Origin of the sequence: Salinibacterium sp. G-O1, from assembly GCF_030063305.1 — a bacterium.
Lineage (GTDB): Bacteria > Actinomycetota > Actinomycetes > Actinomycetales > Microbacteriaceae > Rhodoglobus.
The window spans coordinates 476,192-500,216 of sequence record NZ_JASISV010000002.1 but is presented as its reverse complement, the minus strand read 5'-3'; the positions used below and the strand labels follow the sequence as shown (position 1 = coordinate 500,216).

General features: G+C 63.3%; 25 protein-coding genes and 1 tRNA gene. 19 read left to right on the top strand and 7 right to left on the bottom strand.

Translation table 11 applies throughout. From position 1 onward, the window contains the following. Positions 1-40: 40 nt before the first annotated feature. The 3 genes from QMG83_RS08790 to QMG83_RS08780 are packed head-to-tail and all read right to left on the bottom strand — an operon-like array spanning position 41 to position 2,259. Positions 41-289 (bottom strand): acyl carrier protein, encoded by a 249-nt coding sequence (locus QMG83_RS08790; RefSeq protein ID WP_283504993.1) that lies wholly within the window; start codon positions 287-289, stop codon positions 41-43. Positions 290-331: 42 nt separating this feature from the next. After that, positions 332-1,336, bottom strand: coding sequence for a beta-ketoacyl-ACP synthase III (locus QMG83_RS08785; RefSeq protein WP_283504992.1), 1,005 nt, complete (start codon positions 1,334-1,336; stop codon positions 332-334). 5 nt (positions 1,337-1,341) lie between these two features. Beyond that, positions 1,342-2,259: an ACP S-malonyltransferase gene (locus QMG83_RS08780; RefSeq protein ID WP_283504991.1), complete on the bottom strand. Its 918-nt coding sequence runs from the start codon at positions 2,257-2,259 to the stop codon at positions 1,342-1,344. A 121-nt stretch (positions 2,260-2,380) separates the two neighbouring features. Here QMG83_RS08780 and QMG83_RS08775 point away from each other — a divergent pair, with 121 nt between their 5' ends. Continuing rightward, positions 2,381-4,168: a hypothetical protein gene (locus QMG83_RS08775; protein WP_283504990.1), complete on the top strand. Its 1,788-nt coding sequence runs from the start codon at positions 2,381-2,383 to the stop codon at positions 4,166-4,168. Here QMG83_RS08775 and QMG83_RS08770 read toward each other — a convergent pair whose 3' ends face one another. Together QMG83_RS08770 and aceE are read right to left on the bottom strand one after the other, a co-directional pair. Further along, complete coding sequence (locus tag QMG83_RS08770; RefSeq protein WP_283504989.1) at positions 4,169-5,410, bottom strand: PucR family transcriptional regulator; 1,242 nt, start codon at positions 5,408-5,410, stop codon at positions 4,169-4,171. Continuing rightward, positions 5,367-8,093, bottom strand: a complete 2,727-nt coding sequence (gene aceE / locus QMG83_RS08765; protein ID WP_283504988.1) for a pyruvate dehydrogenase (acetyl-transferring), homodimeric type — start codon at positions 8,091-8,093, stop codon at positions 5,367-5,369. Before aceE ends, QMG83_RS08770 begins: the two co-directional genes overlap by 44 nt. A gap of 215 nt (positions 8,094-8,308) precedes the next feature. Here aceE and QMG83_RS08760 point away from each other — a divergent pair, with 215 nt between their 5' ends. Next, on the top strand, positions 8,309-8,782 hold the full coding sequence (locus QMG83_RS08760) for a peroxiredoxin (RefSeq protein ID WP_283504987.1): 474 nt from the start codon (positions 8,309-8,311) through the stop codon (positions 8,780-8,782). On the opposite strand, the gene QMG83_RS08755 is transcribed toward QMG83_RS08760, so the two are convergent. Continuing rightward, the gene (locus QMG83_RS08755) at positions 8,783-9,472 is read right to left on the bottom strand and encodes a hypothetical protein (protein WP_283504986.1); all 690 of its coding nucleotides are present in this window, start codon (positions 9,470-9,472) and stop codon (positions 8,783-8,785) included. A gap of 131 nt (positions 9,473-9,603) precedes the next feature. Here QMG83_RS08755 and QMG83_RS08750 point away from each other — a divergent pair. From QMG83_RS08750 to QMG83_RS08725, 6 genes are all read left to right on the top strand, one after another. Then, positions 9,604-9,679 (top strand) — tRNA-Val (locus QMG83_RS08750). Positions 9,680-9,832: 153 nt separating this feature from the next. Next, complete coding sequence (locus tag QMG83_RS08745) at positions 9,833-10,159, top strand: YciI family protein (RefSeq protein WP_349357899.1); 327 nt, start codon at positions 9,833-9,835, stop codon at positions 10,157-10,159. A gap of 30 nt (positions 10,160-10,189) precedes the next feature. Next, on the top strand, positions 10,190-11,524 hold the full coding sequence (locus tag QMG83_RS08740) for an RNA polymerase sigma factor (RefSeq protein WP_283504984.1): 1,335 nt from the start codon (positions 10,190-10,192) through the stop codon (positions 11,522-11,524). Beyond that, the gene (locus QMG83_RS08735) at positions 11,521-11,859 is read left to right on the top strand and encodes a YciI family protein (RefSeq protein WP_283504983.1); all 339 of its coding nucleotides are present in this window, start codon (positions 11,521-11,523) and stop codon (positions 11,857-11,859) included. Before QMG83_RS08740 ends, QMG83_RS08735 begins: the two co-directional genes overlap by 4 nt. Before the next feature lie 17 nt (positions 11,860-11,876). Further along, positions 11,877-12,356 (top strand): mycothiol transferase, encoded by a 480-nt coding sequence (locus QMG83_RS08730; RefSeq protein ID WP_283504982.1) that lies wholly within the window; start codon positions 11,877-11,879, stop codon positions 12,354-12,356. Between the two features lie 37 nt (positions 12,357-12,393). Then, positions 12,394-12,750 carry a YciI family protein gene (locus QMG83_RS08725; protein WP_283504981.1) on the top strand — a complete coding sequence of 119 codons (357 nt, stop codon included), beginning with the start codon at positions 12,394-12,396 and terminating at the stop codon, positions 12,748-12,750. Between the two features lie 23 nt (positions 12,751-12,773). Here QMG83_RS08725 and QMG83_RS08720 read toward each other — a convergent pair whose 3' ends face one another. Next, positions 12,774-13,970: an acetyl-CoA C-acetyltransferase gene (locus tag QMG83_RS08720; RefSeq protein ID WP_283504980.1), complete on the bottom strand. Its 1,197-nt coding sequence runs from the start codon at positions 13,968-13,970 to the stop codon at positions 12,774-12,776. A 127-nt stretch (positions 13,971-14,097) separates the two neighbouring features. Here QMG83_RS08720 and QMG83_RS08715 point away from each other — a divergent pair, with 127 nt between their 5' ends. Genes QMG83_RS08715 through QMG83_RS08665 form a run of 11 tightly spaced genes read left to right on the top strand, consistent with a single transcriptional unit; the run spans position 14,098 to position 24,009 of the window. After that, positions 14,098-15,300: a substrate-binding domain-containing protein gene (locus QMG83_RS08715; RefSeq protein WP_283504979.1), complete on the top strand. Its 1,203-nt coding sequence runs from the start codon at positions 14,098-14,100 to the stop codon at positions 15,298-15,300. Positions 15,301-15,306: 6 nt separating this feature from the next. After that, positions 15,307-16,062 (top strand): ABC transporter ATP-binding protein, encoded by a 756-nt coding sequence (locus tag QMG83_RS08710; RefSeq protein WP_283504978.1) that lies wholly within the window; start codon positions 15,307-15,309, stop codon positions 16,060-16,062. A gap of 26 nt (positions 16,063-16,088) precedes the next feature. Further along, positions 16,089-16,784, top strand: coding sequence for an ABC transporter ATP-binding protein (locus tag QMG83_RS08705; protein WP_283504977.1), 696 nt, complete (start codon positions 16,089-16,091; stop codon positions 16,782-16,784). Then, the gene (locus QMG83_RS08700; RefSeq protein ID WP_283504976.1) at positions 16,781-17,656 is read left to right on the top strand and encodes a branched-chain amino acid ABC transporter permease; all 876 of its coding nucleotides are present in this window, start codon (positions 16,781-16,783) and stop codon (positions 17,654-17,656) included. Before QMG83_RS08705 ends, QMG83_RS08700 begins: the two co-directional genes overlap by 4 nt. Further along, positions 17,653-18,732 (top strand): branched-chain amino acid ABC transporter permease, encoded by a 1,080-nt coding sequence (locus tag QMG83_RS08695; protein ID WP_283504975.1) that lies wholly within the window; start codon positions 17,653-17,655, stop codon positions 18,730-18,732. Before QMG83_RS08700 ends, QMG83_RS08695 begins: the two co-directional genes overlap by 4 nt. After that, positions 18,729-20,291, top strand: coding sequence for a class I adenylate-forming enzyme family protein (locus QMG83_RS08690; RefSeq protein ID WP_283504974.1), 1,563 nt, complete (start codon positions 18,729-18,731; stop codon positions 20,289-20,291). Before QMG83_RS08695 ends, QMG83_RS08690 begins: the two co-directional genes overlap by 4 nt. Next, positions 20,288-20,944 carry a TetR/AcrR family transcriptional regulator gene (locus QMG83_RS08685; RefSeq protein ID WP_283504973.1) on the top strand — a complete coding sequence of 219 codons (657 nt, stop codon included), beginning with the start codon at positions 20,288-20,290 and terminating at the stop codon, positions 20,942-20,944. The genes QMG83_RS08690 and QMG83_RS08685 overlap by 4 nt, the downstream gene beginning before the upstream one ends. Continuing rightward, complete coding sequence (locus QMG83_RS08680; RefSeq protein ID WP_283504972.1) at positions 20,941-21,687, top strand: 3-hydroxybutyrate dehydrogenase; 747 nt, start codon at positions 20,941-20,943, stop codon at positions 21,685-21,687. Before QMG83_RS08685 ends, QMG83_RS08680 begins: the two co-directional genes overlap by 4 nt. Then, complete coding sequence (locus QMG83_RS08675; RefSeq protein ID WP_283504971.1) at positions 21,684-22,592, top strand: alpha/beta fold hydrolase; 909 nt, start codon at positions 21,684-21,686, stop codon at positions 22,590-22,592. The genes QMG83_RS08680 and QMG83_RS08675 overlap by 4 nt, the downstream gene beginning before the upstream one ends. Beyond that, positions 22,589-23,365, top strand: a complete 777-nt coding sequence (locus QMG83_RS08670; RefSeq protein WP_283504970.1) for a CoA transferase subunit A — start codon at positions 22,589-22,591, stop codon at positions 23,363-23,365. The genes QMG83_RS08675 and QMG83_RS08670 overlap by 4 nt, the downstream gene beginning before the upstream one ends. Continuing rightward, the gene (locus QMG83_RS08665) at positions 23,365-24,009 is read left to right on the top strand and encodes a CoA transferase subunit B (RefSeq protein WP_283504969.1); all 645 of its coding nucleotides are present in this window, start codon (positions 23,365-23,367) and stop codon (positions 24,007-24,009) included. The genes QMG83_RS08670 and QMG83_RS08665 overlap by 1 nt, the downstream gene beginning before the upstream one ends. Positions 24,010-24,025: the final 16 nt, after the last annotated feature.

Sequence of the window (24,025 nt, the reverse complement as noted above, 5' to 3'; positions counted from 1 at the left end):
GGCGGCCCGGTGACCGGCCCGCCATTCCGCTGAGGGAGTGTTAGCCCTGTGCGCTGGTGATGAAGTTGACGGCGTCGCCGACGGTCTTGAGGTTCTTGACCTCTTCGTCCGGGATCTTCACGTCGAACTTCTCTTCTGCGTTGACGACGATCGTCATCATCGAGATCGAGTCGATGTCAAGGTCGTCGGTAAACGACTTGTCCATCTCGACGGTGTCCGTCGCGATGCCGGTTTCGTCGTTGATCAGTTCAGCCAGGCCGGCGAGGACTTCTTCGGTGGACAATGCCATTGTTTTTTCTCCTTGGGGGATGTGATTTGACCGTGGGACAGTTTACGGGAGTACGACAACCTGCGCGCCGAAAACGAGCCCGGCGCCAAAACCGATCTGGAGGCAGAGGCCACCGCTCAGTTCAGGGTTCTCCTCCAGCAAGCGATGCGTCGCGAGAGGGATTGAGGCGGCCGAGGTGTTTCCGGTGGTCGCGATGTCGCGACCGATGACGACGCTTTCGGGGAGTTTGAGTTGCTTTGCGAGCTCATCGATGATGCGCATGTTGGCCTGGTGAGGGACGAACGCGGCCAGGTCAGACGCCTCGATTCCCGCCGCCTCGAGCGCCTGCTTGGCGACCTTCGCCATCTCCCAGACGGCCCAGCGGAAGACGACCGGACCTTCCTGGCGGAGGGTGGGCCATTCGGATGTTCCATCACGGAAGTCAACCAGGGTGCTGTCCATGCCCACGGCATCAGCTTTCGAACCGTCTGAGCCCCAGACCGGCGCCGCGATGCCGGCGTAGTCGCTGGGGCCGATGACGACCGCGCCCGCACCATCACCGAGGAGGAACGAAATCGACCGGTCGGTGGGGGAGACGACGTCAGAGAGCTTCTCTGCTCCGACAACCAGCGCGTAGTGCGCAGCGCCGGAGCGGATGAGTGCGTCGGCCTGGGTGACGCCGTAGCTGAACCCGGCACAGGCAGCGTTGCTGTCATAGGCCGCAGCAGGGTTGGCGCCGACCCGGTCGGCGAGCACCGCCGCGATGGAGGGAGTCTGCTGCACGTTACCGATGGTGGCGACAATGACGAGGTCGATCTGATCGGCGGGGATGCCCGACTTCTCGATCGCCTCCTTCGCCGCATCCGTCGCCATGTCGACGGCGAGGATGCCGGCCGATGCGCGGGTTCGTGTGATGATTCCGGTTCGCTGCTGGATCCACTCATCGCTCGAATCGATCGGGCCGATCAGTTCGCTGTTGGGTACAACGAGGTCGCCGCGTGAGGCGCCGTAGCTGTAGATCCTGGTGAACTCGACACCGGTGGACTGGGTGAGTACTGCTCTGGTCATGCTGTTCAGATCCCATCGATCATGGCGAACGCTGCAGGCAGGTCGTCAGGGGTTTTGACTGCGACTGAGGGAATTCCCTTCAGCGCACGTTTGGCCAGTCCGACCAGCGCGCCCGCAGGTGCGAGCTCGATGATTCCTGTGACACCGGCCGCGGCAAGCGCAGCCATGGACATGTCCCACCGTACCGGGGACGAGACCTGGCCGACCATCAACTCCACGAAGTGACTGCCGCTGTTGATGCGGGAACCGTCGCGGTTCGTCCAGATCGGAATTGTCGGGTCGTTCTTCTCGAGACCGGCAGCGAACAGTTCGAGGCGGCCGACGGCGGGCTGCATGTAGCGGGTGTGGAAGGCGCCAGCGACCTGCAGAGGAATGACCCGGGTGCCGGCGAGCGGGTTCGCGGCGAACTCGGCCAGAGCCGGCATGGCGCCAGCGACAACGACCTGTCCGCCTCCGTTGAAGTTGGCGGGCTGCAGGCCGAGTTCTGCGAGCCGTTCGAGCAGTGCGACCTCGTCGCCGCCCAGAACTGCAGACATGCCGGTGGGCTCGAGCGCTGCGGCATCCGCCATCGCCTGCCCGCGCTCACGCACGAAGGCGACGGCGTCATTTTCGCTCAGGATGCCAGACACCGCGGCCGCGGTGATCTCGCCCACCGAGTGACCCGCTACACCGCCGACCTTCTCCCGACGGCCGTCGGCGAGCAATGCGGAGGCGGTCAGAAGCCCCGCGGCGACGATGAGCGGCTGAGCCACTCGGGTGTCGCGGATGGTGTCTGCGTCACTCGTGGTGCCGTGTGCGATCAGGTCGATGCCGACCGCGTCTGACATTGCACCGAGCTGGTCGCGGAATCGCTTTTCAGCGAGCCAGGGGTCGAGGAAGCCGGGAGTTTGGGAGCCCTGTCCGGGGGCGACGATGACAATCACCGTTCCAGTCTGCCAACTCTGTCTGAATCGGTGCTGTTGGGACTCACCTAATCTTCAGTCGAATCGTTGTGGCAATCATTGCGGACAAATCGGGTACGAGCCCGCACCTTATGCTTATCCGATGCCTGCGACTCGTTCTTTCCTAACGTCCGCTCTCATCATCGCCGCAGGTCTTGCATCGACGATCGCCCTGACCATCGTCACTCAGGTATCGATGCTGATGTCCCAGCCGGGCTGGAAACTCTCCAACTTCCGGGGCTATTTTGCTGGAGATCAACTCTCCTACTTCGCGATCGTGATCAACGGATCGCAGGGACGTTTCGCTGCTGTTGAACCGTTCACCGAAACTGGCACTATCAACTACCCGCACCTTTACTACTCGCTGCTGGGAGCTGTCTCCTACGTCACCGGCGTCACGCCAGCGGCCACATGGAGCGTCGTCGGGATTTGCTTCATCGTGCTTCTCACGGTGTCGGTATCGATTGCTGCGGTGCTCATGACCCGGAATCGCTGGTTTGCGTTTGTCGGCCCGATTCCTCTGGTGATCGGCACATTGTCAACGTTCATCAGCGGAACCTGGATGACGCTCCTCGACTCCCACGCCGTGCTGTGGGGGCCGTTTGCGGTCCTGTTCACGCTCAACGGCGAAGCGGCGTCGCTCTCAGTCGCCGGCGTTGCACTGCTGGCAGTGCTCGTTCTCGCGGTGCGCGCGCCCAGCACGAGGGTGTGGCTCATAGTCGGAATCGCGGCTGCGGCTGTCGTCGGATTGCTGGGTAACGTTCAGACTTACGCCTTCCTCACCAGCGTCTACGTGCTGTGCTACACGGTCGCCGCTTTTGGGCTGTCGCGACGGCCGCGCCGGAGCCTCATCGCCCTGTCTGGTGGTCTTGTCGTTGCGCTCTTCTTCGTAGGGCCCCTGGTCGCACCGGCGCTGGGTCAGCTCGCTACCCTCACTCTGGGCTTGGTGCCAGCGATCCCCGGTCTGATCCTCGTGCTTGTCCGTACCCGCGGATTGCTCGCCATCCCCGCCGTCGCTCTCGCATTGGCAGCCTCTCCGCAGATCATCGGAACATATCTTGCGACGAAGGCAGGCGACCCCTTCCTCGCGTATCGCGTGGCGTCCAGCAAGAACCTCGGGGTTCCCCTCCACCTCGGACTGCTGTGTGCGATGGTGCTTCTGGTGCTGCTCGCGTACATCGCGGTTGTCGGTTTCCGTCGACGGGATGTATTCCTCCGTTCCTACCCGATCGCCATTGTGACGGTCTGGTTCGTCGTCGCTGGCAATGACAGCTGGGGTGCAAATCAGGAGCCGTACCGGTTCTGGATCGACATGTTTGTTTTCACGGCCGTGACCTCGGTGCCGCTATTCGGCTATGCGGCGTACCTCGTATTGAGAAACCGGCCGGAAATAACGCGGAAAGGGTGGGCGGTGCGAATCGTCGCAACCGTCCTGCCTGTCGCACTTATCGGCGTCTCGCTCGTGGACTGGTCCAGCTTCTACCGCTATGGCGAGACCGAGGTTATCGGGCTGTCCTTTCAATCAGAACGTCAGCGAGCGGCGTCGGAGGCGGTAGCTGCTGCCGACGCGATGGTGCTGACCGATCCGTGCCTCGATCCTCTGCACTTCAAGGCCAACACGGGCGCCGCAATTGTGTACTACAACGGCGGTATGGCCTGGCCCGCAGACAAACCGGCCATTCTCGGCTTGCTCAGGCTCCGCAACGAGGGAGTTCTGCCCAGCCAGGCAGTGCTGCAGAATGCCGATGTGAATTGGGTCATCACCGACGACTCGTGTGCGGTGGACTGGGCAGAAGATGGCTCCGGGTACCTCGAACGAGTCAGCTCAGGTAGCTACGCCGAGGCGGGCGGAACTGTAACGCTCACGCTGTGGCGGGTGAACGAAAACTAGTCAGCGGCGCTTCGTCGAATCAGGGTCGGCAATCGACCCGATGATGAGGGCGGCCTGCAGGATGAGCGCTTCGCGCGCACCGGTGGCATCCCAACCGATGACGTCGCTGACCCGCTTGAGGCGGTAGCGGACGGTGTTGGGGTGCACGAAGAGCTCACGAGCCGTCGCCTCGAGAGACCGACCATTGTCGAGGTAGCACCAGAGGGTCGCGAGCAGATCGGTGGAGTGGGCCTGCAACGGCTTGTAGATGCGATTGATGAGGGTCGACCGCGCGAGCGGGTCACCCGCGAACGCGCGCTCGGGAAGCAGGTCGTCGGCCAGCGTCGGGCGTGGCGCATTGCGCCAGGAGCGTGCCACAGCGAAGCCTGCGAGAGCTGCCTTGGCGCTCTTCGACGCGTCGACCAGTGACGGCACCTCGTGGCCGAGCACCAGATGCCCGGAACCGAACCCCGGCTCGAGCTGCCGGGCGATGTCGAGGAAAGGCATCGGCTCGGTGGCATCCGGGCTCTCGGTCCTGGGGCTCGCGCGCCCAATCACCAGCACGAGCCGGCTGCCTTGCACGCCGATCAAAACGTCGGCGCTGAGGTGGCGCGCAGTTCGACGCAGTTGGTCGACGTCCAGCACTTTTGGTGCCGTCCCGACCAGGACGCAGACTTCACCATGGCCGTTCCAGCCGAGGGCTGCGATGCGCGATGGCAATTCGTTGTCGTACTCGCCGCTCAGGATCGAGTCGACCACGAGCGCTTCGAGGCGGGCGTCCCAGAGACCACGGGCTTCCGCGGCACGTGCGTAAACGTCGGCAGCGGCGAACGCGATTTCGCGCGAGTACAGCAGGATTCCTTCGCGCAACACATCGTCGTCGCTCTTGATGCGATGCTCTACGACCTCAACGGTCAACCGGATGAGCTGAAGCGTCTGGGTGAGTGACACCGATCGAAGCAGCTCCCTGGGGGCCGCCCCAAAGACGTCGGCGGCGATCCACGGTGTCGACTTCGGATCTTCGAACCAACTGATGAAGCTCGTGATTCCGGCCTGCGCGACCAGCCCGACGGCAGAGCGCCGCCCTGGAGGCATGTCGCCATACCAGGGCAGCGTCTCCTCGAGTCGCTTCAGAGTCGCCGTTGACAGCTCACCGGTGATGGTGCGCAGCCAGGCGAGCGTCTGCTCTTTGGTCTTCTGGACGGGTGGAATGCTCGGCCTAGCTTTCCCCGCCGGCCGACCCGGTCGTACCCGCCGTGACATCGAGCAACTTGTACTTCTCGATGGCCTGGGCAGGCAGCGAACGGTCGACGAGCCCACGCTTCGCGAGCGACTGGAGGGTGCGCACCACGACGGAGGGGCTGTCGATCTTGAAGTAGCGGCGAGCTGCTGCCCTGGTGTCCGAGAAACCGAAGTCGTCGGCGCCAAGGGTGGCGAAGTCGCCGGGCACGAACTGCCTGATCTGGTCGGGCACTGCGTGCATGAAGTCGGTGACCGCAATGAACGGACCGTCGGATCCCGACAGCTTCTGCGTGACATACGGTACGCGTTCCTCGGCATCCGGGTTGAGGAAGTTGTGTTCCTCAGCGGCCAGACCATCGCGACGGAGTTCGGTCCAGGATGTCACCGACCAGACATCGGCGGATACACCCCAGTCATCGGCCAGCAGCTGCTGCGCCTCAAGCGCCCACGGCACCGCGACACCAGAGGCGAGGATCTGGGCACGAGGACCCTCGATCGCTGCCGTCTTGAGGTGGTAAATACCCTTCAGGACGCCATCGACGTCGAGGTTCTCTGGCTCGGCCGGATGCTGGATTGGCTCGTTGTACAGCGTCAGGTAGTACATGACGTTGGGGTCGGGATGCACCCCTCCGTACATGCGCTCGAGACCGGCACGAACGATCTGCGCGAGCTCGTAGCCGTAGGCCGCGTCGTAGCTGACCACGGCCGGGTTTGTGGATGCCAGCAGGATCGAGTGACCATCAGCATGCTGAAGGCCCTCGCCGGTGAGGGTGGTGCGGCCTGCCGTGGCGCCCATGATGAACCCGCGGGCCATCTGGTCACCGGCGGCCCACATGGCGTCACCCGTGCGCTGGAAGCCGAACATCGAGTAGAAGACATATACGGGAATCAGGGGTTCACCCTGGGTCGCGTATGCCGTTCCGGCGGCCGTGAATGCGGCGAAGGCACCGGCTTCGTTGATTCCGACGTGCACGATCTGGCCCTGCGGGCTCTCCTTGTAGGCAAGGAGCAGCTCGCGGTCGACCGAGGTGTAGTGCTGCCCGTTCGGGTTGTAGATCTTCGCGGTCGGGAAGTAGGCATCCATACCGAAGGTGCGAGCCTCATCCGGGATGATCGGAACGATCCGGTTGCCGATGCCCTTGTCGCGCAGCAGGTCTTTGAGCAGTCGGGCGAACGCCATTGTGGTGGCGATCTCCTGCTTGCCTGAGCCCTTCTTCGCGATGTCCCACACGGACTCGGCCGGCAGATCGATCTGCGTGTACTTCGAGCGGCGTTCCGGCACGAAGCCGCCGAGTTCACGACGACGTTCGTGCAGGTACTGGATCGCCTCGTCGTTCTCGCCGGGGTGGTAGAACGGCGGCTGGTACGGGTCGGCCTCGAGCGCAGCATCCGTGATCGGAACACGCATCTCGTCGCGGAACTGCTTGAGGTTGTCGAGTGTCAGTTTCTTCATCTGGTGGGTCGCGTTGCGGCCCTCAAATGACGGACCGAGCCCGTAGCCCTTGACGGTCTTCGCGAGGATGACCGTGGGCTGGCCCTTGTGCTCCTGAGCAGCCTTGAACGCGGCGTACACCTTGCGGTAGTCGTGCCCGCCTCGCTTGAGGTTCCAGACCTGGTCGTCGGTGTAGTCCTTGACCAGCTCGAGCGTGCGAGGGTCGCGGCCAAAGAAGTTCTCCCTGACGTATGCGCCACTCTCGGCCTTGTAGGTCTGGTAGTCGCCGTCCGGGGTGCGGTTCATCAGGTCGCGCAGGGCGCCCTCGGTGTCACGGGCGAGCAGGGAATCCCACTCGCGGCCCCAGACGACCTTGATGACGTTCCAGCCAGCACCGCGGAAGAAGCTTTCGAGCTCCTGGATGATCTTGCCGTTGCCGCGCACCGGGCCATCGAGGCGCTGCAGGTTGCAGTTGATGACAAAGTTCAGATTGTCGAGCCCGTCGTTTGCGGCCCACTGAAGGGCGCCGCGGCTTTCAACCTCGTCCATCTCGCCGTCGCCCAGGAAGGCCCAGACCTGCTGGTCAGATGCATCCTTGATCCCACGGTTGGTGAGATAGCGGTTCGACTGCGCCTGGTAGATCGCGTTGATCGGTCCGAGACCCATCGACACGGTCGGGAACTGCCAGAACTCCGGCATGAGGCGAGGGTGCGGGTAGCTCGAGAGACCACCGGTCGGGTGGGATTTCTCCTGGCGGAACCCGGTCAGCTGGTCTTCGTTCAGTCGACCCTCGAGGTACGCACGGGCGTACATGCCGGGGGAGGCGTGGCCCTGGTAGAAGATCTGGTCGCCGCCGCCGGAGTGGTCGGCGCCGCGGAAGAAGTGGTTGTGTCCAACCTCGTAGAGCGAGGCGGACGACGCGTAGGTCGAGATGTGTCCGCCGACGCCGACGCCGGGTCGCTGCGCACGATGGACGGTAATCGCGGCGTTCCAGCGAATCCACGCGCGGTACCGGCGCTCCAGCTCCTCGTTGCCGGGGAACTCGGGCTCGTCCTCTGCCGCAATGGTGTTGAGGTAGTCGGTGGTGGGAACCATCGGCACGCCCAGATGAAGGTCTTTCGACCGCTTGAGCAAGCTCAGCATGATCTCGCGACCGCGCTCGTGCCCGTGGGTTGCGACGAGACCGTCGAGCGACTGCTGCCACTCTGCGGTTTCCTCCGGATCCCTGTCGATGTTGTTCACCGAATACGGGTCCTGGTCGTTCACCGTCACCGTTGACCTCTTTCTCATGAGAAATGGGGGTTTTTGAGAGTTCACTCTCGACCGTCGGGTTGCGAAGGTCATCAGAGCTCGTGCTGGACAGGCCGCCACAAAAGATCTGTTGCGCCAATAGATTCTAGTCACCGACGATGCGCCGCCTCGTACGGGCGTAGGATTGCGCCTCGTGCCTGATCGAAATCGAGTCACGGCGCGAAGGGATATTCAGCATGACTCTTGCGAATGACACGACAGCGCCGGATTTTGATCTGCCGAACCAGTTCGGCGAACACATCCGTCTGCACGATTTCCGCGGCAAGAAGCCTGTCGCACTCGTGTTCTTCCCGCTCGCGTTCTCGAGCACCTGCACCACCGAGCTGTGCGATCTGCGCGACAATCTGGCGCTGTTCCAGCACGACCAGGTCGAACTCATCGGAATTTCGGTCGATTCGAAGGCCACCCTTCGCGCCTTCGCCGACGCCGAGGGCTACGACTTCACCCTGCTCGCCGATTTCTGGCCGCACGGCGCTGTCGCCAAGGAGTACGGCGTGTTTCTCGAGGAGAAGGGCTTCGCCACCAGGGCGACGTTCCTCATCGACATCGATGGCGTGATCCGGTCGTCCTTCATCACGGCCCCTGGTCAGGCCCGGTCGATCGGTGAATACACCGAAGCTCTCGCCGAGCTGAATGCAACCCGGGTCTAGCTAGCCCAACAGTGAGACGGCGCGGGCGATGACCAGCGCGAGAATCACGAATCCGGCAAACGACTGCAGCCCCATCAGAGCCTTGGCCCTGTGCGAGAGCGGCATCGTGTCTGTGGGGCTGAACGCCATCGAGTTGGACAGCGAAAAGTACAGGTAGTCGATGAAGCTGGCCGTCCAGTTCAGACGATTGGATGACCGCACAGCGACCTCTTCGACGGCGTCGTGATCTTCATCCTGCGGAAAGCGGAAGTCTGCCGGCGGCAGATCCTTGCGAGAACGGGTTGATCGCGCGACCGCGCCCCCGCGGTCGATCTCCCAGTACAGCAACGCGAACACGATCACGTTGGTCACCCACACCTGCAACGCGGCGAGCAGAAGATGTGGACCGTCGTCTTTGCTCGAGGAGATCAGCTGGTTGATGAGCTGGATGAGCGCCACCTGGTTGGCGACCAGGAGCAGCAGCGTTTGGCCGACAGACAGGGCCCGCGACCACCGCGTTTGCCGATGCATCCGCAAGGGATTCACCGCAAGCACCGGGATTAGCAGCAGCAGCCCCAGGCCGACCACGACGTATCGCAGCGGCTCGAAGAATGAACTTGGCAGCAAAGCGTAAAGAGCAAGGGCGACGATGAGGGCGATTGCGGCGGGCCAGCGGTGTTCCGCACGCCCGGACTTCTCACGAGAGACCATGAGCAGAGTGTATGAGCGCGGATTTGTTCCGTCAGGATCTTGACACTCGGGGAAAATGCGACCTGAGTGGAGGGCGATTTTTCGCAATCGAGACTTAGCGCTATTGTTGCAATCCTGCGGATTATCGCCGCGGGCCTTTAGCTCAGTTGGTAGAGCGCCACGTTTACACCGTGGATGTCATCGGTTCGAGCCCGGTAGGGCCCACCACCAAAAAGCCCCGGATCTCCGGGGCTTTTCGTGTTCCCGGCCTCGGTCTGCGCCCCACAATGTGAGAAAGTTTTTTCGTTAGCTGTCCTTTTCGCGGCGTCTTGAACGTCGTGCTGGTGTAACAACCAACTAGAAGGAGTCATCGTGGAATACATGCTTTTCATTTGCACCGATCCCTCAGCGCCGAAATATGTGGCGGCCGAGGACAACATCGTGGAGTGGGGCGCCGAGATGGATTCGCGGGGTGTCACCCGTCACGGAAACAGGTTGCGCCCGGTGGAGGATGCAACCACCGTTACGGTCCGTGAGGGCGAAGTGGTGGTCTCCGACGGGCCCTTCGCCGAGACCAAAGAATGGATTGCGGGCTACGACATCATCGACTGCACCGATCTCGATGAGGCCATCGAGGTGGCGTCGAAACATCCCATGGCGCGCTTCGGCAAGATTGAGATCAGGCCCGTGTGGCCGCTCGGAGAGTAAGCATTCGCCGATGATCGCAGGGAGGGTGAGATGGTGACGGAGCCGGCAACGGAGGTGCAGACTGCCATCGCGTTGGCCTCCGCCGCTGAAACCGCGCGAATCACCGCAACCCTCATCCGAGTTACCGGCGACTGGAGCCTTGCCGAGGATTGCGTGCAGGATGCGTTCGCGCGCGCCCTCGTCGACTGGCCGGTGCGCGGTATTCCCAAAAACAGCGGGGCCTGGCTGACGACCGTAGCCAAGAACCGCGCGATCGACCGGATGCGCAGTGCCGCCAGTGAGAAGAGGGCGGTGCGTGAACTTGCGACCCTCACCAAACTCGAAGGATTACCGGAAGGGCCCGGCGCCAACCCTGCGGTCGACGACGATCGGTTGCGGCTCATCTACACCTGTTGCCACCCTGCCCTCCCGCTCGAGGCTCGGGTTGCTTTGACCCTGCGCACCGTCGCAGGTCTCACCACAGGCGAGATTGCGCGCGCGTTCCTGGTCTCGGAGGCAACCATGTCGAAACGATTGGTTCGGGCGCGCGCGAAGATTCGGAACGCAGGAATCCCGTATCGTGTGCCGCCGCCGGAGCTCATATCCGAACGCACTGCCGGCATCCTGTCAGTGCTCTACCTCATGTTCAACGAGGGATATTCGGCCACGGGCGACAGCGCGTTGATCCGCGAACCACTCGTCCAGGAAGCGATGCGCCTGGCCCGACTCCTGATCGCCCTACTCGACGATTCCCCCCAGCAAACGGAGGCCCTCGGTCTTCTGGCGCTGATGCTGTTCCATCATGCGCGGAGGGAGACGCGTACGGACGCCGCGGGCGACCTGGTGACGTTGGAGGAGCAGGACCGTGGATCGTGGGACGAGGCTTCAATCGCGGAGGCTAATGCGCTGTTGGCGGCTGCCGAGCAACTGGGCATTTCACGCCGTTCACGGCCCGGCAGCTACTGTGTTCAGGCCGCCATCGCCGCCTGCCATATGGTCGCCCCCGACGCAGGCAGTACGGACTTCGCGAAGGTAGCCGCGCTATATGAGCTCCTTGGGCAGATCGCACCGTCCCCGGTCATCGAGCTCAACCGTGCCGTCGCCGTCGCGATGTCTCAAGGACCGGAGGCCGGTCTTGCGCTCATCGACCGGCTGGAGAGGGAACGATCTCTCGACGGCTACTACCTTCTGCCTGCGGCGAAAGCTGACCTCCTGCGTCGCCTCGGCAGAAAAACCGAGGCACACCGCGGATACCGGCGGGCTAGGGAGCTTGCACCGTCGGAGGTTGAGCGCCGCTACCTCAGCAAGCGCCTGGCAGAAACGGCCCCCGCATCTCAGACCGACCAAACTACGAGCCCGCGAACGGGCGCAGAGGAGAAAAAATGAAACACCTCTTGTTGATTCCGAGCAATGTTGAAACCTGGGAAGCTCTTCCCGCGACCGAAATCGAAGCAATCATGGGAGCCCACGCCTCCCTGCAGAAGGAGCTCGTGGCCTCCGGAGAATTCGTGGAGGCGCATGAGCTGAGCGAGGAGGCAAAGTTCGTCACATCGAAGGACGGCAGAAGCACCGTGACTGATGGTCCCTTCATGGAGACCAAGGAGTTTGTGGCCGGTTTCTACATCGTCGATTGCGTTGACATGACACGCGCGGCGGAGATCGCCGGAAAGCTCGGCGAGTCGAAACTGTGGCCCATCGAGATACGCCAGATTGGCTCGTAGTCGTGCGAGTGTCCAGCATGAGTGACCAGCTGTTGCTGGCGCAGCTGTCCAGCGAACGCGAACATGTGCTGCAGGTTGTGGATGGGCTGACCGAAGCCGAGATGAGCCAGTCGCTCGTTCCATCAGGGTGGACCATAACGAGCCTTCTCAACCACCTCGCCTTCGACGATGAGATGTTCTGGATCTCGGCCGTTCTCAGCGGCGACTCCGAGGCGATCGCCGCGCTTCACGACGGTTGGGCATCCCGCCCCATGACGGGCGCCGAAGCGGTCGAGATCTATAGGCGCCAGATCAGGCGAAGCAACAGGATCCTCGCGGAAGTTGATCTTGATGACCCACCCCGCTGGTGGCCGCCAGCCAGCGAGTTCGCCGCACCACCAATGCGCGCGGGCCGTGAGGTCGTCTTTCGCGTGCTGTTAGAGACATCCACTCACGCGGGCCACCTCGACATCGTGCGCGAACTGATCGACGGACACCAACATCTTGTCGTCAACTGATCAGTCCCACTGCAGGCTTCCCGAAAGGACCACCACAATGCCACAATTTGCCATCCTCATCTACGCGGACGAGTCCCTCCATGCCGTCGACGCGGCAGAAGCCGACCTTGAGGAGCACGATCAACACGCAAATGACCTTTCGGTCTCAGGCACCATGTCGCTCGCCTTTGCCCTGACCCCTCGAGCTGATGCGGTGTCCATTCGACGGGACAGCACAGACGCTGAACCATTCGTCAAGGCCGATCAGTTCGTGGCGGGCTTCTACGTCATAGAAGCTCCCGACCTCGACGCCGCTGTGGCGATTGCCCGCCTCAACCCAGCGACCCGCACTCGCACCGGTGGTGTGGAAGTCCGACCCGTGCACAGCGGGGGCATCACCGCGAACGACGACTAAGCGGGATGACTGAGCGACTGCCGTCAGCGGGTCAGCAGCAGGGCGTCACCCTGGCCGCCACCGCCACAAAGCGCAACGGCAGCGCGCCCCGAACCGCGCCTCGCGAGTTCATGGGCCGCGTGTACAACCAGTCGCGCACCGGAGGCTCCGATGGGGTGACCGAGGGCGATCGCGCCGCCGTGGATGTTGACGATGTCGTGACTGAGGCCGAGTTCGGACGCCGAGCGCAGGCTCACCGCAGCGAAAGCTTCGTTGATCTCGGCGAAGTCGAGACTGTCAGCGGTCCAGCCCGCGTTCTTCAGCGCGGCCGCGATGGCGCGCGACGGCTGTGAATGCAACGAATTGTCCGGGCCGGCCACATGGCCGGAGTGATTCAGAACGGCGAGCCAGGTCAGACCGTGCTCCTCGGCCCACGCGCGACTGGCCAGGATGACGGCAGCCGCGCCGTCACTGAGCGGTGAAGAGTTGCCGGCGGTGATGGTGCCGTCCGCGTCGAAGGCGGGGCGAAGACCGGCCAGGGTCTCGACGGTGGTGCCGGCGCGAACGCCCTCATCCGTGTCGATAATAAGGTCGGCACCTTTGCGCTGAGGGATGGTGACGGGTGCGATCTCCTCGGCGAAAATCCCGGAGTCGATGGCAGCGGCGGCGCGCACGTGGGACGCTGCGGCGATCTCGTCCTGCTCGGTGCGGCCGATGTTAAGCCGGCCGTTGTGGCGTTCGGTGCTGGCGCCCATCGACTCGGAGTCGAAGGCATCCGTGAGGCCGTCGTGGGCGGCGGAGTCGAGCGCAGAAACAGTGCCGTACGCCCAACCCATCCGCGATCCCGGGAGAACGTGAGGGGCGTTGGTCATGGATTCCTGGCCACCGGCAGCAACCACATCGGCTTCGCCGAGGCGGATGAGTCGCGCAGCGTCCACGATGGCGGCAAGTCCAGACAAGCAGACCTTGTTGACGGTGACGGCGGGAGTTTTCCAACCGAGGCCCGCTGCGATGGATGTTTGCCGTGCCGGGTTCTGTCCGGCGCCGGCCTGAAGCACGTGGCCGAAGATGACCTGGTCAATATCGTCGACGCTTACCCCGGAGCGTTCGACCGCTGCCGCGAGGGCGACGGCACCGAGTTGCACAGCGGTGAGTGAGCCAAGTTGGCCACGCAGCTTCCCCTGCGGGGTGCGCGTTGCCGAAAGCACCACTACGTCGTTGGGTGCTGGAGTGTTCGCCACGGTACAAACTCCTTTGTTAGCGCGCCGTTGTTGACAGCGCAGTTTCGCAACCCTAGGCTACATGAAACCTGAACCGGGTGTCAGGTTCAGATCACAATCCTTCTAAGGCAGCAGGAAAGGTCCCATCATGCGGGTCGGCAAAAAGTACTTCGTTCCAGCGTTAATAGCAACAGCGGCGATTGCATTGGCGGGCTGTGCCCCCACTGTCGACACCGGATCCAGCACAGGATCCGGCAGCGATGAACTCGCGCCCGTCGACATCTCGATCATCACCTCTCAGACCGGCCCCCTCGCGGCTTACGGTGAGGCATACCTCGCTGGCTTCGATGCCGGGCTCGACTACGCCACCGACGGCACAGGCACCGTCGACGGTCGCGAACTCAACATCGAGATCACGGACGACGCCGGCGATGCCGACAAAGCCGTCACCGCGGCGAAAGACGTGATCGGCCAGGGCAAGAAGATCATCATCGGCACCGTGTCATCCGGAATCGCCCTTGCGCTGGCCGAACAGGCCGAGCAGAACAAGGTGCTCTACATCTCCGGGCCGGCTGCAGCCGATGCCATCACCGGCGTCAACGGCTACACCTTCCGTTCGGGACGACAGAGCTACCAGGACGTTGCCACGGCGGGAACGTTCATCGGCGATCCGGCCGGTAAGTCCGTTCTCGTCTTCGGACAGGACACCGCCTTCGGTCAGGGCAACGTTGCCGCGGCAACAGCGGTGTTGGGCGGCCAGGGTGCCACGGTGACGAGCCTGCTCGTGCCGGAAGACGCCACCGAGTTCACTCCGTTCGCGCAGCAGATCGTGGACGCGCAGCCCGACCTCGTATTCGTCGCGTGGGCTGGAGCAACCTCCGGCGCAATGTGGGAAGCGCTCAGCCAGCAGGGCGTGTTCGACAGCGTCCCCGTTGCGACCGGGCTCGGCGACATCTCGACCTACGGCGCTTACGGCCCCGCCAGCGACAAGATCAGCTTCCTCAACCACTACTTCGGTGGAGCGACAGACAACGACGCCAACACGGCGATGGTGAGCTTCCTTGAGGCAGAGGGCAAGCAGGCAGACCTCTTCTCACCTGATGGCTTTGTTGCCGCACAGATGGTTGTTCAGGCAGTGCGCGAAGGCGGCGACGACGTCGACGCCATGATCGCAGCGCTCGAGGGCTGGACCTTCGACTCCGTCAAGGGATCGATCACGGTTCGCGCCGAAGACCACGCGATGATCCAGCCGATGTTCCAGGTGACCCTTGTCGCCGACGGCGCATCGTGGGCACCGTCACTGATCACTGCGGTCGACGCTGACGCAGTGACACCACCCACCGCAGAGTAAGCGGCAATGTCGAACCAGCCCGTGCTCACGGTCGAGCACCTTGCCCTCACGATCGGCGGCGCAGTCATCATCGATGACGTGTCACTGTCGGTCGCGAAGGGTGAGATGCTCGGCGTGATCGGCCCGAACGGGGCCGGAAAAACCACGCTATTCAACCTCATTTCTGGGGTGATGACTCCGACAGGTGGAGCCATCGGTCTCGAGGGACGTGACGTCACGCGCCACAGCATCCACTCGCGGGCCCGGGCTGGGCTCGGCAGAACCTTTCAAACATCCAGCCTCTTTCCGGCCCTGAGCGCCGTGGAGAATGTACGACTGGCGGCTCAGGTCAAGCTCGGCGGCGCCACCTCGGTGGTGCGATTTCCGAGGCCAAACGACAAGGCAACGACTATCGCTCGAGCTCGACTCGATGAGGTCGGACTCAGCCACCACGGCTCCACAATGGCGGGAGTTCTCTCGCACGGCGACAAACGCAAGCTCGAAATAGCGATGCTGCTGGCTACCGATCCGAGCGTCATCCTTCTCGACGAGCCCATGGCAGGTGTTGCCTCCGGCGATGTCGCCGGGCTCACCGAGGTCATCCGGCAGGTTCATCACTCCGGGCGCACTGTGCTGATGGTCGAACATCACATGGATGTCGTGCTCGGCCTGGTCGATCGTGTCGCGGTCATGCACCACGGACAGCTGCTCGCGTGCGACACACCAGAGGCAGTGATGGCCGATGAGGAAGTTCAGAAAGCGTACCTGGGGGCAGCACTGTGACGACATCCACGGGGAAAACACCAACCATGACCGACTCGATCCTGACCGTCTCCAATCTCAGCGCCAGCATCGATGGCCAGCAGGTTGTCGAGTCGGTGAGCTTTGCCATGCGTCCGGTAGGCGTGACCGCTCTGCTGGGCCGCAACGGCGTGGGAAAGACGAGCACCCTGCGAGCCATCCTGGGGCTCATTGAGCGCTCGGGCGATGTCACCATCGCGGGGGAGCGGGTCGATCGCGAACCCACCCACCGCATCGTGCAACGCGGGGTCGGATATGTGCCCGAAGACCGCGAGGTGTTCGCATCGTTGACAGTGGCCGAGAATCTGCGGCTGGCGGAGCGCGATTCATCGCCCAACCGCGAACTGATTGCCGAACTCTTCCCCGACCTCACCCAGCGGGCCGGCCAACTTGCCGGCACTCTTTCGGGAGGACAGCAGCAGATGGTGTCGCTGGCCCGCGCGCTTGTCAACGACAACCGCGTGCTGCTGGTCGATGAACCCACCAAAGGTCTCGCGCCTCTGATTGTGATGGATGTCGCCCGAGCGCTGGCCCGTGCGGCAGAAACGGTGCCGGTGCTGTTGGTTGAGCAAAACCTTCAGGTCGTTCGAATGCTCGCAGAAAAGGCGATCGTGTTGGAGGGCGGACGAGTCGTGTACGACGGCTCTGCCGACTACCTGCTGGGCAACGAGGCTTTGACCAAAGAATTGCTGGGCGTCGCATGAGCACCATAGTTCTGCTGTTGATCACCGGGCTGGGTCTCGGTGCGCTGTACTTCCTGGTGGCATCCGGCCTTTCCCTGATCTACGGCCTCATGGGCGTGCTGAACTTCGCGCACGGATCGTTCCTCACCCTTGGCGCTTTCGCAGGCTGGGAGTTGGCGCGACGCCTCGGCGGAGAGAGTTGGGTCACCCTGATTGCGTCGCTGCTGCTGGGCATGGTGGTCGGCGCGATCGTCGCCGCGGCAACGGAGTTCCTGCTCATTCGGCGCCTGTACAACCGGCACATCGAACAGGTACTCGTTACTGTCGGTCTGGCGCTGGCAACGGTTGCCCTGTTTGACGGCATTTGGGGCACAGACCCGATCTATGTCACGGCGCCACCGTGGCTGTCTCAGACGACCGAGATCCTGGGCGCGCGAGTTCCCAACGACCGGTTCCTGCTGATCGCGGCAGCGGTCCTCGTGCTCCTTGCCATCGTCGCATTCCTGAGGTTCACACGATTTGGCCTCGTCATTCGGGCCGGTGTCGAAAACCGGTCGATGGTGACAGCTCTCGGCATCGACGTTCGCAAGGCCTTCACCGTCGTTTTCGCGATCGGTGGTGCCGCTGCCGGACTGGGCGGGGTGCTGGCCTCTCACTACTTCGGCTACGTGTCGCCCCAGCTGGGCGGATCGCTGCTGATCTTTGCCTTCATCGTCACGGTGATCGGTGGCCTCGGCTCGCTCGCCGGAGCTGCGATCGCCTCCGTTGCCGTCGCGGTGCTGCAGCAATTCGCCAACTACTTTCTCGGCGGAACGGGCGACCTGATGGTGGTCCTGTTGCTCGCTGTGGTGCTGTTGGTCCGCCCGACCGGAATTCTGGGGAAGAAAGCATGAAGTCGCTCGCACGCCTCAGCCAACGCACCTGGTGGATGATCGGTGGCGCATTTGTTGTGCTTGCCGCGCTGCTGCCGCTGCTGAACATCTCGATCCCAGGGGTGCTTCCCGGCGCGACGTACACTCCGGGCACCCTTCAGTTGCTTGCGCTGTCGCTGCTGTTCGCTTGTCTCGCGCTGAGCTACCACCTGCTGTTCGGTACCGCCGGCATGCTGTCGTTCGGTCACGCCCTGTATTTCGCGCTCGGCGCCTACGGTCTCGGCATCGTGTTGAAGCAGACCGATCTCACACTCATTCCCGCGCTGGGGCTCACCCTCGCGATCGTGATCGTGGCCGCGTACCTGCTTGGCTCGCTGAGCCTCAGGGTCACCGGGATTTCGTTCGCGATGGTCACACTGGCGTTCGCCCAGGCCGGCAACGTGCTCGTGAGGCGAAACCCCGGTCTGACCGGCGGTGAAGAAGGGCTGCGGCTCGACACCACGCACATTCCCGACTTCCTCGTCGGTGTCGTCAACACCCGCAACCTTTATTGGATCTCACTGGCGCTGCTCGTCATCGTCTTCGTTGTCGTTGCCTGGTTCGAGCACTCCCGTGCCGGTCACGCGGTCACCGCAACCCGCGAGAACGAGTTGCGCGTGCGCGTCCTCGGGCTCAGGCCATTCGGTGTGAAACTGATGGCATTCGTCATCGCTTCGGTGCTGGCATCCCTCGTTGGCATGCTGCATCTGCTGCTGCAGAGCGGCACGACGCCTCGGGCTACCTCGGCAGATTTCACTCTCACGATTCTGGTGATCGTGGTGCTCGGGGGCGTCGGCTCCCGGTGGGGCGCCATCGTGGGTGGCATCATCTACACGCTGCTCGACCAGCGGCTGACGGCTCTGGCGGCATCCGATGCCATTGCCGGACTTCCCGCAATTCTCAGGATTCCGCTCTCAGAACCGCTCTTCATCCTCGGCACGCTGTTTATTCTTGTGGTGTTGTTCCTTCCCGGAGGAATCGCTGGCGCAGTGCGGCGCCTGGGAACAGGCGCTCAGGTCACCCCGCTCGCGCGAAAGCAGCTGGAGGAGGCGGAATGAGTTACAACGACGGGTTGCACACGCTGGGTCGGTGGACGGCCGATCGCGCGATCGCCACCCCAGACCGGGTGGCCGTCGACGACCGTGGCGTGGTGCTGACCTACCGCCAGCTGGATGATCGCGCCACAGCGCTGGCCGAGGCTCTCCTCGACGGTGGCTACGGTGTCGGTGACCGCATCGCCACCATCACCGGAAACAGCTCAGACCACGTTGTTGTCTTCTTCGCCTGCGCCAAGGCGGGACTCGTACTCGTGCCCCTGTCCTGGCGACTCTCGCCACGCGAGATCGCCCAGCAACTCGAGCAGGCTGACCCCGCGCTGCTGCTGGTCGAAGACGAGTTCGCGACGCTGGCAACGCTCGCCACAGACCGCCTGCTCACGCCCGTATCGAGGGGGGTCCTCGGAACCCACGGCATCGAGCGCGACATGGTGGCCCCGGAGCGGATCGGCTCGACGCCCGTCGTCCATCGGGAAGTGCACGATGACGACGCCCTGCTGATCATCTTCACCTCGGGGACTCTCGATCAGGCCAAGGGCGCGATCCTGAGTCATGCCAACTGTTTCTGGACGAATCTCTCACTCTCACGCACAGCCGAAATCACGAGCGCTGACACCGTCCTCGCGGTCATGCCGCAGTACCACGTGGGTGGCTGGAACATTCAGCCCCTTCTGGCGTGGTGGATGGGGGCGACCGTGGTGCTGGAGCGCACCTTCGATCCCGCGCGAGTGCTGCAGCTCATCGCAGACCGGCGCATCACCACCATGATGGGCGTGCCAGCCAACTACCTGATCCTCTCGCAGCATTCGCGGTTCGCCTCGAGCGACCTCTCGAGTCTCGCGCACGCGATCGTGGGTGGTGCCCCGATGCCGGAGCCACTGCTGCGCGTATGGCATGGCCGAGGTGTCGCTCTCACTCAGGGTTATGGGCTCACCGAGGCATCACCCAACGTGCTGTGCCTGCCCGACGAGGATGCGCGTGTGCGCATCGGGTCAGCGGGCAAACCGTACCCGCACGTCGATGTCGATATCGCCGACCCGATCACCGGGGAGCGCATCGATGGCGCCGGGGTGGGCGAGCTGCTCGTGCGGGGTCCCGGTGTGTTCAGCGGCTATTTCCGCGCACCAGAGGCCACCGCGCTCGCTCTGCGCGGCGGTTGGCTTGCCACTGGCGATCTGGTCAGCAGGGATGCCGAAGGCTACTACCGGGTACTCGACCGGATCAAAGACATCTTCATCACCGGGGGAGAGTCCGTGGCGCCCGCAGAGATCGAGGGTGTGCTCTTTGGGCATCCCGCTGTCGCGGATGTCGCCGTCGCCGGCGTGCCCGACGAGACGTGGGGCGAGGTCGCCGTCGCGTGGGTGGTGGTGCGGCCGGGGGCTGCTACGGACGAAACGGATCTGCTCGATTTCGCCCGCGCATCCCTCGCAAAGTTCAAGGTGCCAAAGCACGTGATGTTCGTGGACGCGATTCCACGGTCATCCAGCGACAAGGTGCGACGCAGGGTCTTGCTGAGCCAATGGGCACAACAGCAGGCGCAAACCGGACGGATCAGCTCATGAGCACCCCACTGACGGCCCGTGGCACACGCACCAGGGCGAAACTGATCGAGGCCGCCGAGACTATCTTTGCTCGCTACGGTTACACCGACGCTTCCGTGGTGCGCATCACAGAAGAGGCCGGTGTCGGCCAGGGGACCTTCTACCTCTACTTCGCGAGCAAGCTCGAGATCTTCGAAGAATTGGTGGAGGACCTCAACCGCCGCGTTCGCCGCGCCATGAGCGAGGCCTCTGGGGCGGCATCCAATCGCATCGAATCTGAGCGCGCAGGTTTTAGGGCGTTCTTCGAATTCACCGCAGAGCACCCAGCTCTTTACCGGGTCGTCCGCGAGGCAGAGTTCGTGTCGCCCAAGTCGTTGCGACTGCACTACTCGCGCATTGTGGACGGTTATATCGAGGGCCTCACAGAGGCACGCGAGCTGGGCGAGATCGGCGATATCGATCCGACCGTAGCGGCGTGGGCGCTCATGGGCATCGGCGAAATGATCGGGATGCGGTGGGTGTTGTGGGGTGACTCGCCGTCTGCCGGCGACGACGCAGATCCCACCGCGAGCGGGACTTCGCGCGTCCCGGACGAGGTTCTCGATCAGATGATTACGTTTATCCGGCGCGCTCTGGCGGTACCAGAGCCAAAGGCAGAAGGAGTCGACAAGTGACGGATCTCACGGGCCGCAGAGCTCTCGTTACCGGGGGTGCCAGCGGGATCGGTGCGGCCTGCGCGGTGTCGCTCGCGAAGGCGGGAGCTCATGTGATCGTCGCCGACCTGAACGGCGACGCCGCTCAGGCGCAGGCCGACCTCGTCGGCGGCGAGGCGTGGCAGGTCGACCTCACCGATACGGCTGCACTCGCCGACCTCGATCTCGACGTGGATGTGCTCGTGAACAACGCAGGCATACAGCACGTGAGTGCGATCGAGAGTTTCGAACCGGCGATGTTCAGCCGCATTCTGGACCTGATGATCGAGGCTCCGTTCCTGCTCGTGCGAGCAGCGTTGCCGCGCATGTACGAGCGGAAATTCGGTCGCGTCATCAACATCAGCTCGGTTCACGGACTGCGCGCTTCACCATACAAGTCGGCGTACGTGACGGCAAAGCACGCTCTCGAAGGATTCTCCAAGGTCACGGCCCTGGAGGGCGGCTTGCACGGGGTTACGAGTAACTGTGTGAACCCCGGCTATGTGCGCACACCCCTGGTGGAGAAGCAGATCGCCGACCAGGCGAAGGTCCACGGCATCCCCGAGTCTGAAGTGGTCGAAAAGGTGATGCTGACCGAGAGCGCGATCAAGCGATTGCTGGAGCCTGCCGAGGTTGCCGACCTCGTGTTGTGGCTTGCCGGCGACACCGCAGGCATGGTCACGGGCGCCTCATACACAATGGATGGCGGTTGGAGCGCACGATGACTCAGCGATACAGCACCATCACGTGTCCCGTCACCGGCGGCGATCTCACCGCGGCGATCTGGGAGCCCGAGTCGAGCCCGCTCGGCACCATCCTGCTCATTCATGGCATCACCGCGTCACACATGTCGTGGCCCCTCATCGCTGCCGCGTTTCCGCAGCACCGGGTGATCGCACCCGACCTGCGTGGCCGCGGTGGCAGCCGCAGCCTGCCGTCCCCGTTCGGGATGCCGCAGCATGCTGACGACATGAACGCCCTGCTGGATGCGACTGGGACGGAATCGGCATTCGTCGTTGGGCACTCGATGGGTGGATTTGTCGCCGCAACCTTCGCAGCGCACTACCCGGATCGCGTGACAGGTCTCGTGCTGATCGATGGCGGCCTGCCGATCCCAGCGCCGGAGGGAACCTCGAGAGAGGAGTTGCCGCAAGTCATCCTCGGGCCTGCAGCCGAGCGACTGTCGATGACGTTCCCTGATCGCGAAACCTACCAACAGTTCTGGGCCAAACATCCGGCATTCGCCGGCCACGTCACGCAGGCGATCCGCGACTACGTCGACTACGACCTCGTCGGCACCGAGCCGGTGCTGCGCCCCTCGAGCAACATCGCAGCGGTGAGTTTCGACGCGCTCCAACTCAGTGGCGACACCCGGTATCGGGCTGCGCTCGGCGAGCTGAGGATGCCTGTGCATTTCATCAGGGCACCGCGCGGACTTCTCAACCAGATCCCAGCCTTGTACTCTCCAGAACAGTGCGAGGAATGGCGTTCCGAGCTTCCCCACGTGACATTTCACGAGGCGCCGGACGTCAATCACTACACCATCACTTTGGCTGAGCGTGGGGCAGACTTCGTTGCCAGCGTCATCACAGAGCACATGGCGAACCAACCGCGGGAGGTAAAAGCGTGAGTATCGACAAGACAGTGGGCTCAGCGGCAGAAGCAGTCACCGACATCCCTCGTGGAGCGACTCTGGCCGTGGGCGGATTCGGGCTCTGCGGCAACCCGATGGCGCTCATCCAGGCGCTCCTGGAGTTGGGCTCCGACGATCTGAGCATTGTGAGCAACAACTGCGGCGTCGACGATTGGGGGCTTGGCGTGCTTCTCGCGGCTCGCCGCATTCGCAAAATGACGTCGTCGTACGTGGGCGAGAACAAGGAGTTTGAACGTCAGTTCCTGTCTGGCGAGCTGGAAGTCGAATTGACTCCGCAGGGCACGCTCGCTGAGAAGCTTCGGGCTGGTGGCTCTGGAATCGCCGCATTCTTCACGCAAACTGGCGTGGGCACCCAGGTGGCCGAGGGAGGGCTGCCTCGCCGATACGACGGCTCGGGTGGGGTTTCTATCGCATCTCCTCAGAAGGAGGTTCGCTCGTTCGACGTGAACGGCATCGCGAAAGAATTCGTGCTCGAAGAATCGATCACGACCGATTTCTCGCTCGTGCATGCGCTCAAGGGCGATCGCCATGGCAACCTCGTCTTCGCCAAATCGGCGCGCAATTTCTCGCCTCTCGCGGCGATGGCGGGTCGTGTGTGTATCGCTCAGGTCGAACAATTGGTCGAGCCCGGTGAGATCGATCCGGATGCCGTGCATCTGCCCGGCGTGTACGTGAACCGAATACTCGAGGTCGGTTCCGACATCGAGAAGAGAATCGAACGTCGCACCGTGCGGCAGGGGGTGGCGTGATGGCACTGACACGCGAGGAGATGGCGGCTCGAGCTGCACTCGAACTCGCCGATGGTTCTTATGTGAACCTCGGCATCGGGCTTCCGACACTGGTACCGAACTATGTTCCCGAGGGCCGCACGGTGGTGCTGCAGTCGGAAAACGGCATCCTCGGTGTGGGGCCGTACCCTCTCGAAGCAGACGTCGACCCCGACCTGATCAACGCAGGGAAAGAGACAGTCACCACCCTGCCCGGCACGGCATTCTTCGACTCGGCGCTGAGCTTCGGCATGATCAGGGGCGGCAAGATCGATGCCGCGATCCTGGGCGCAATGCAGGTCTCGGCCGCCGGTGATCTTGCCAACTGGATGATTCCGGGGAAGATGGTCAAGGGCCCGGGTGGCGCCATGGATCTGGTGCACGGAGCGGCTCGTGTCATCGTGCTGATGGAACACGTTGCCAAAGACGGCAGCCCCAAGATTGTGCACGAGTGCTCGCTTCCCCTCACTGGCCGTCGGGTTGTGCACCGCATCATCACCGACCTCGCCGTGATCGACGTCACCGATGGCGGTCTTGTGCTTCGTGAGCTCGCCCCCGGAGTCGACGAGGCAACTGTGCGGGCGGCAACCGAACCCGAACTCACCGTCGACCTCTTGAACCCTTAACGCCCCCACCGATCAG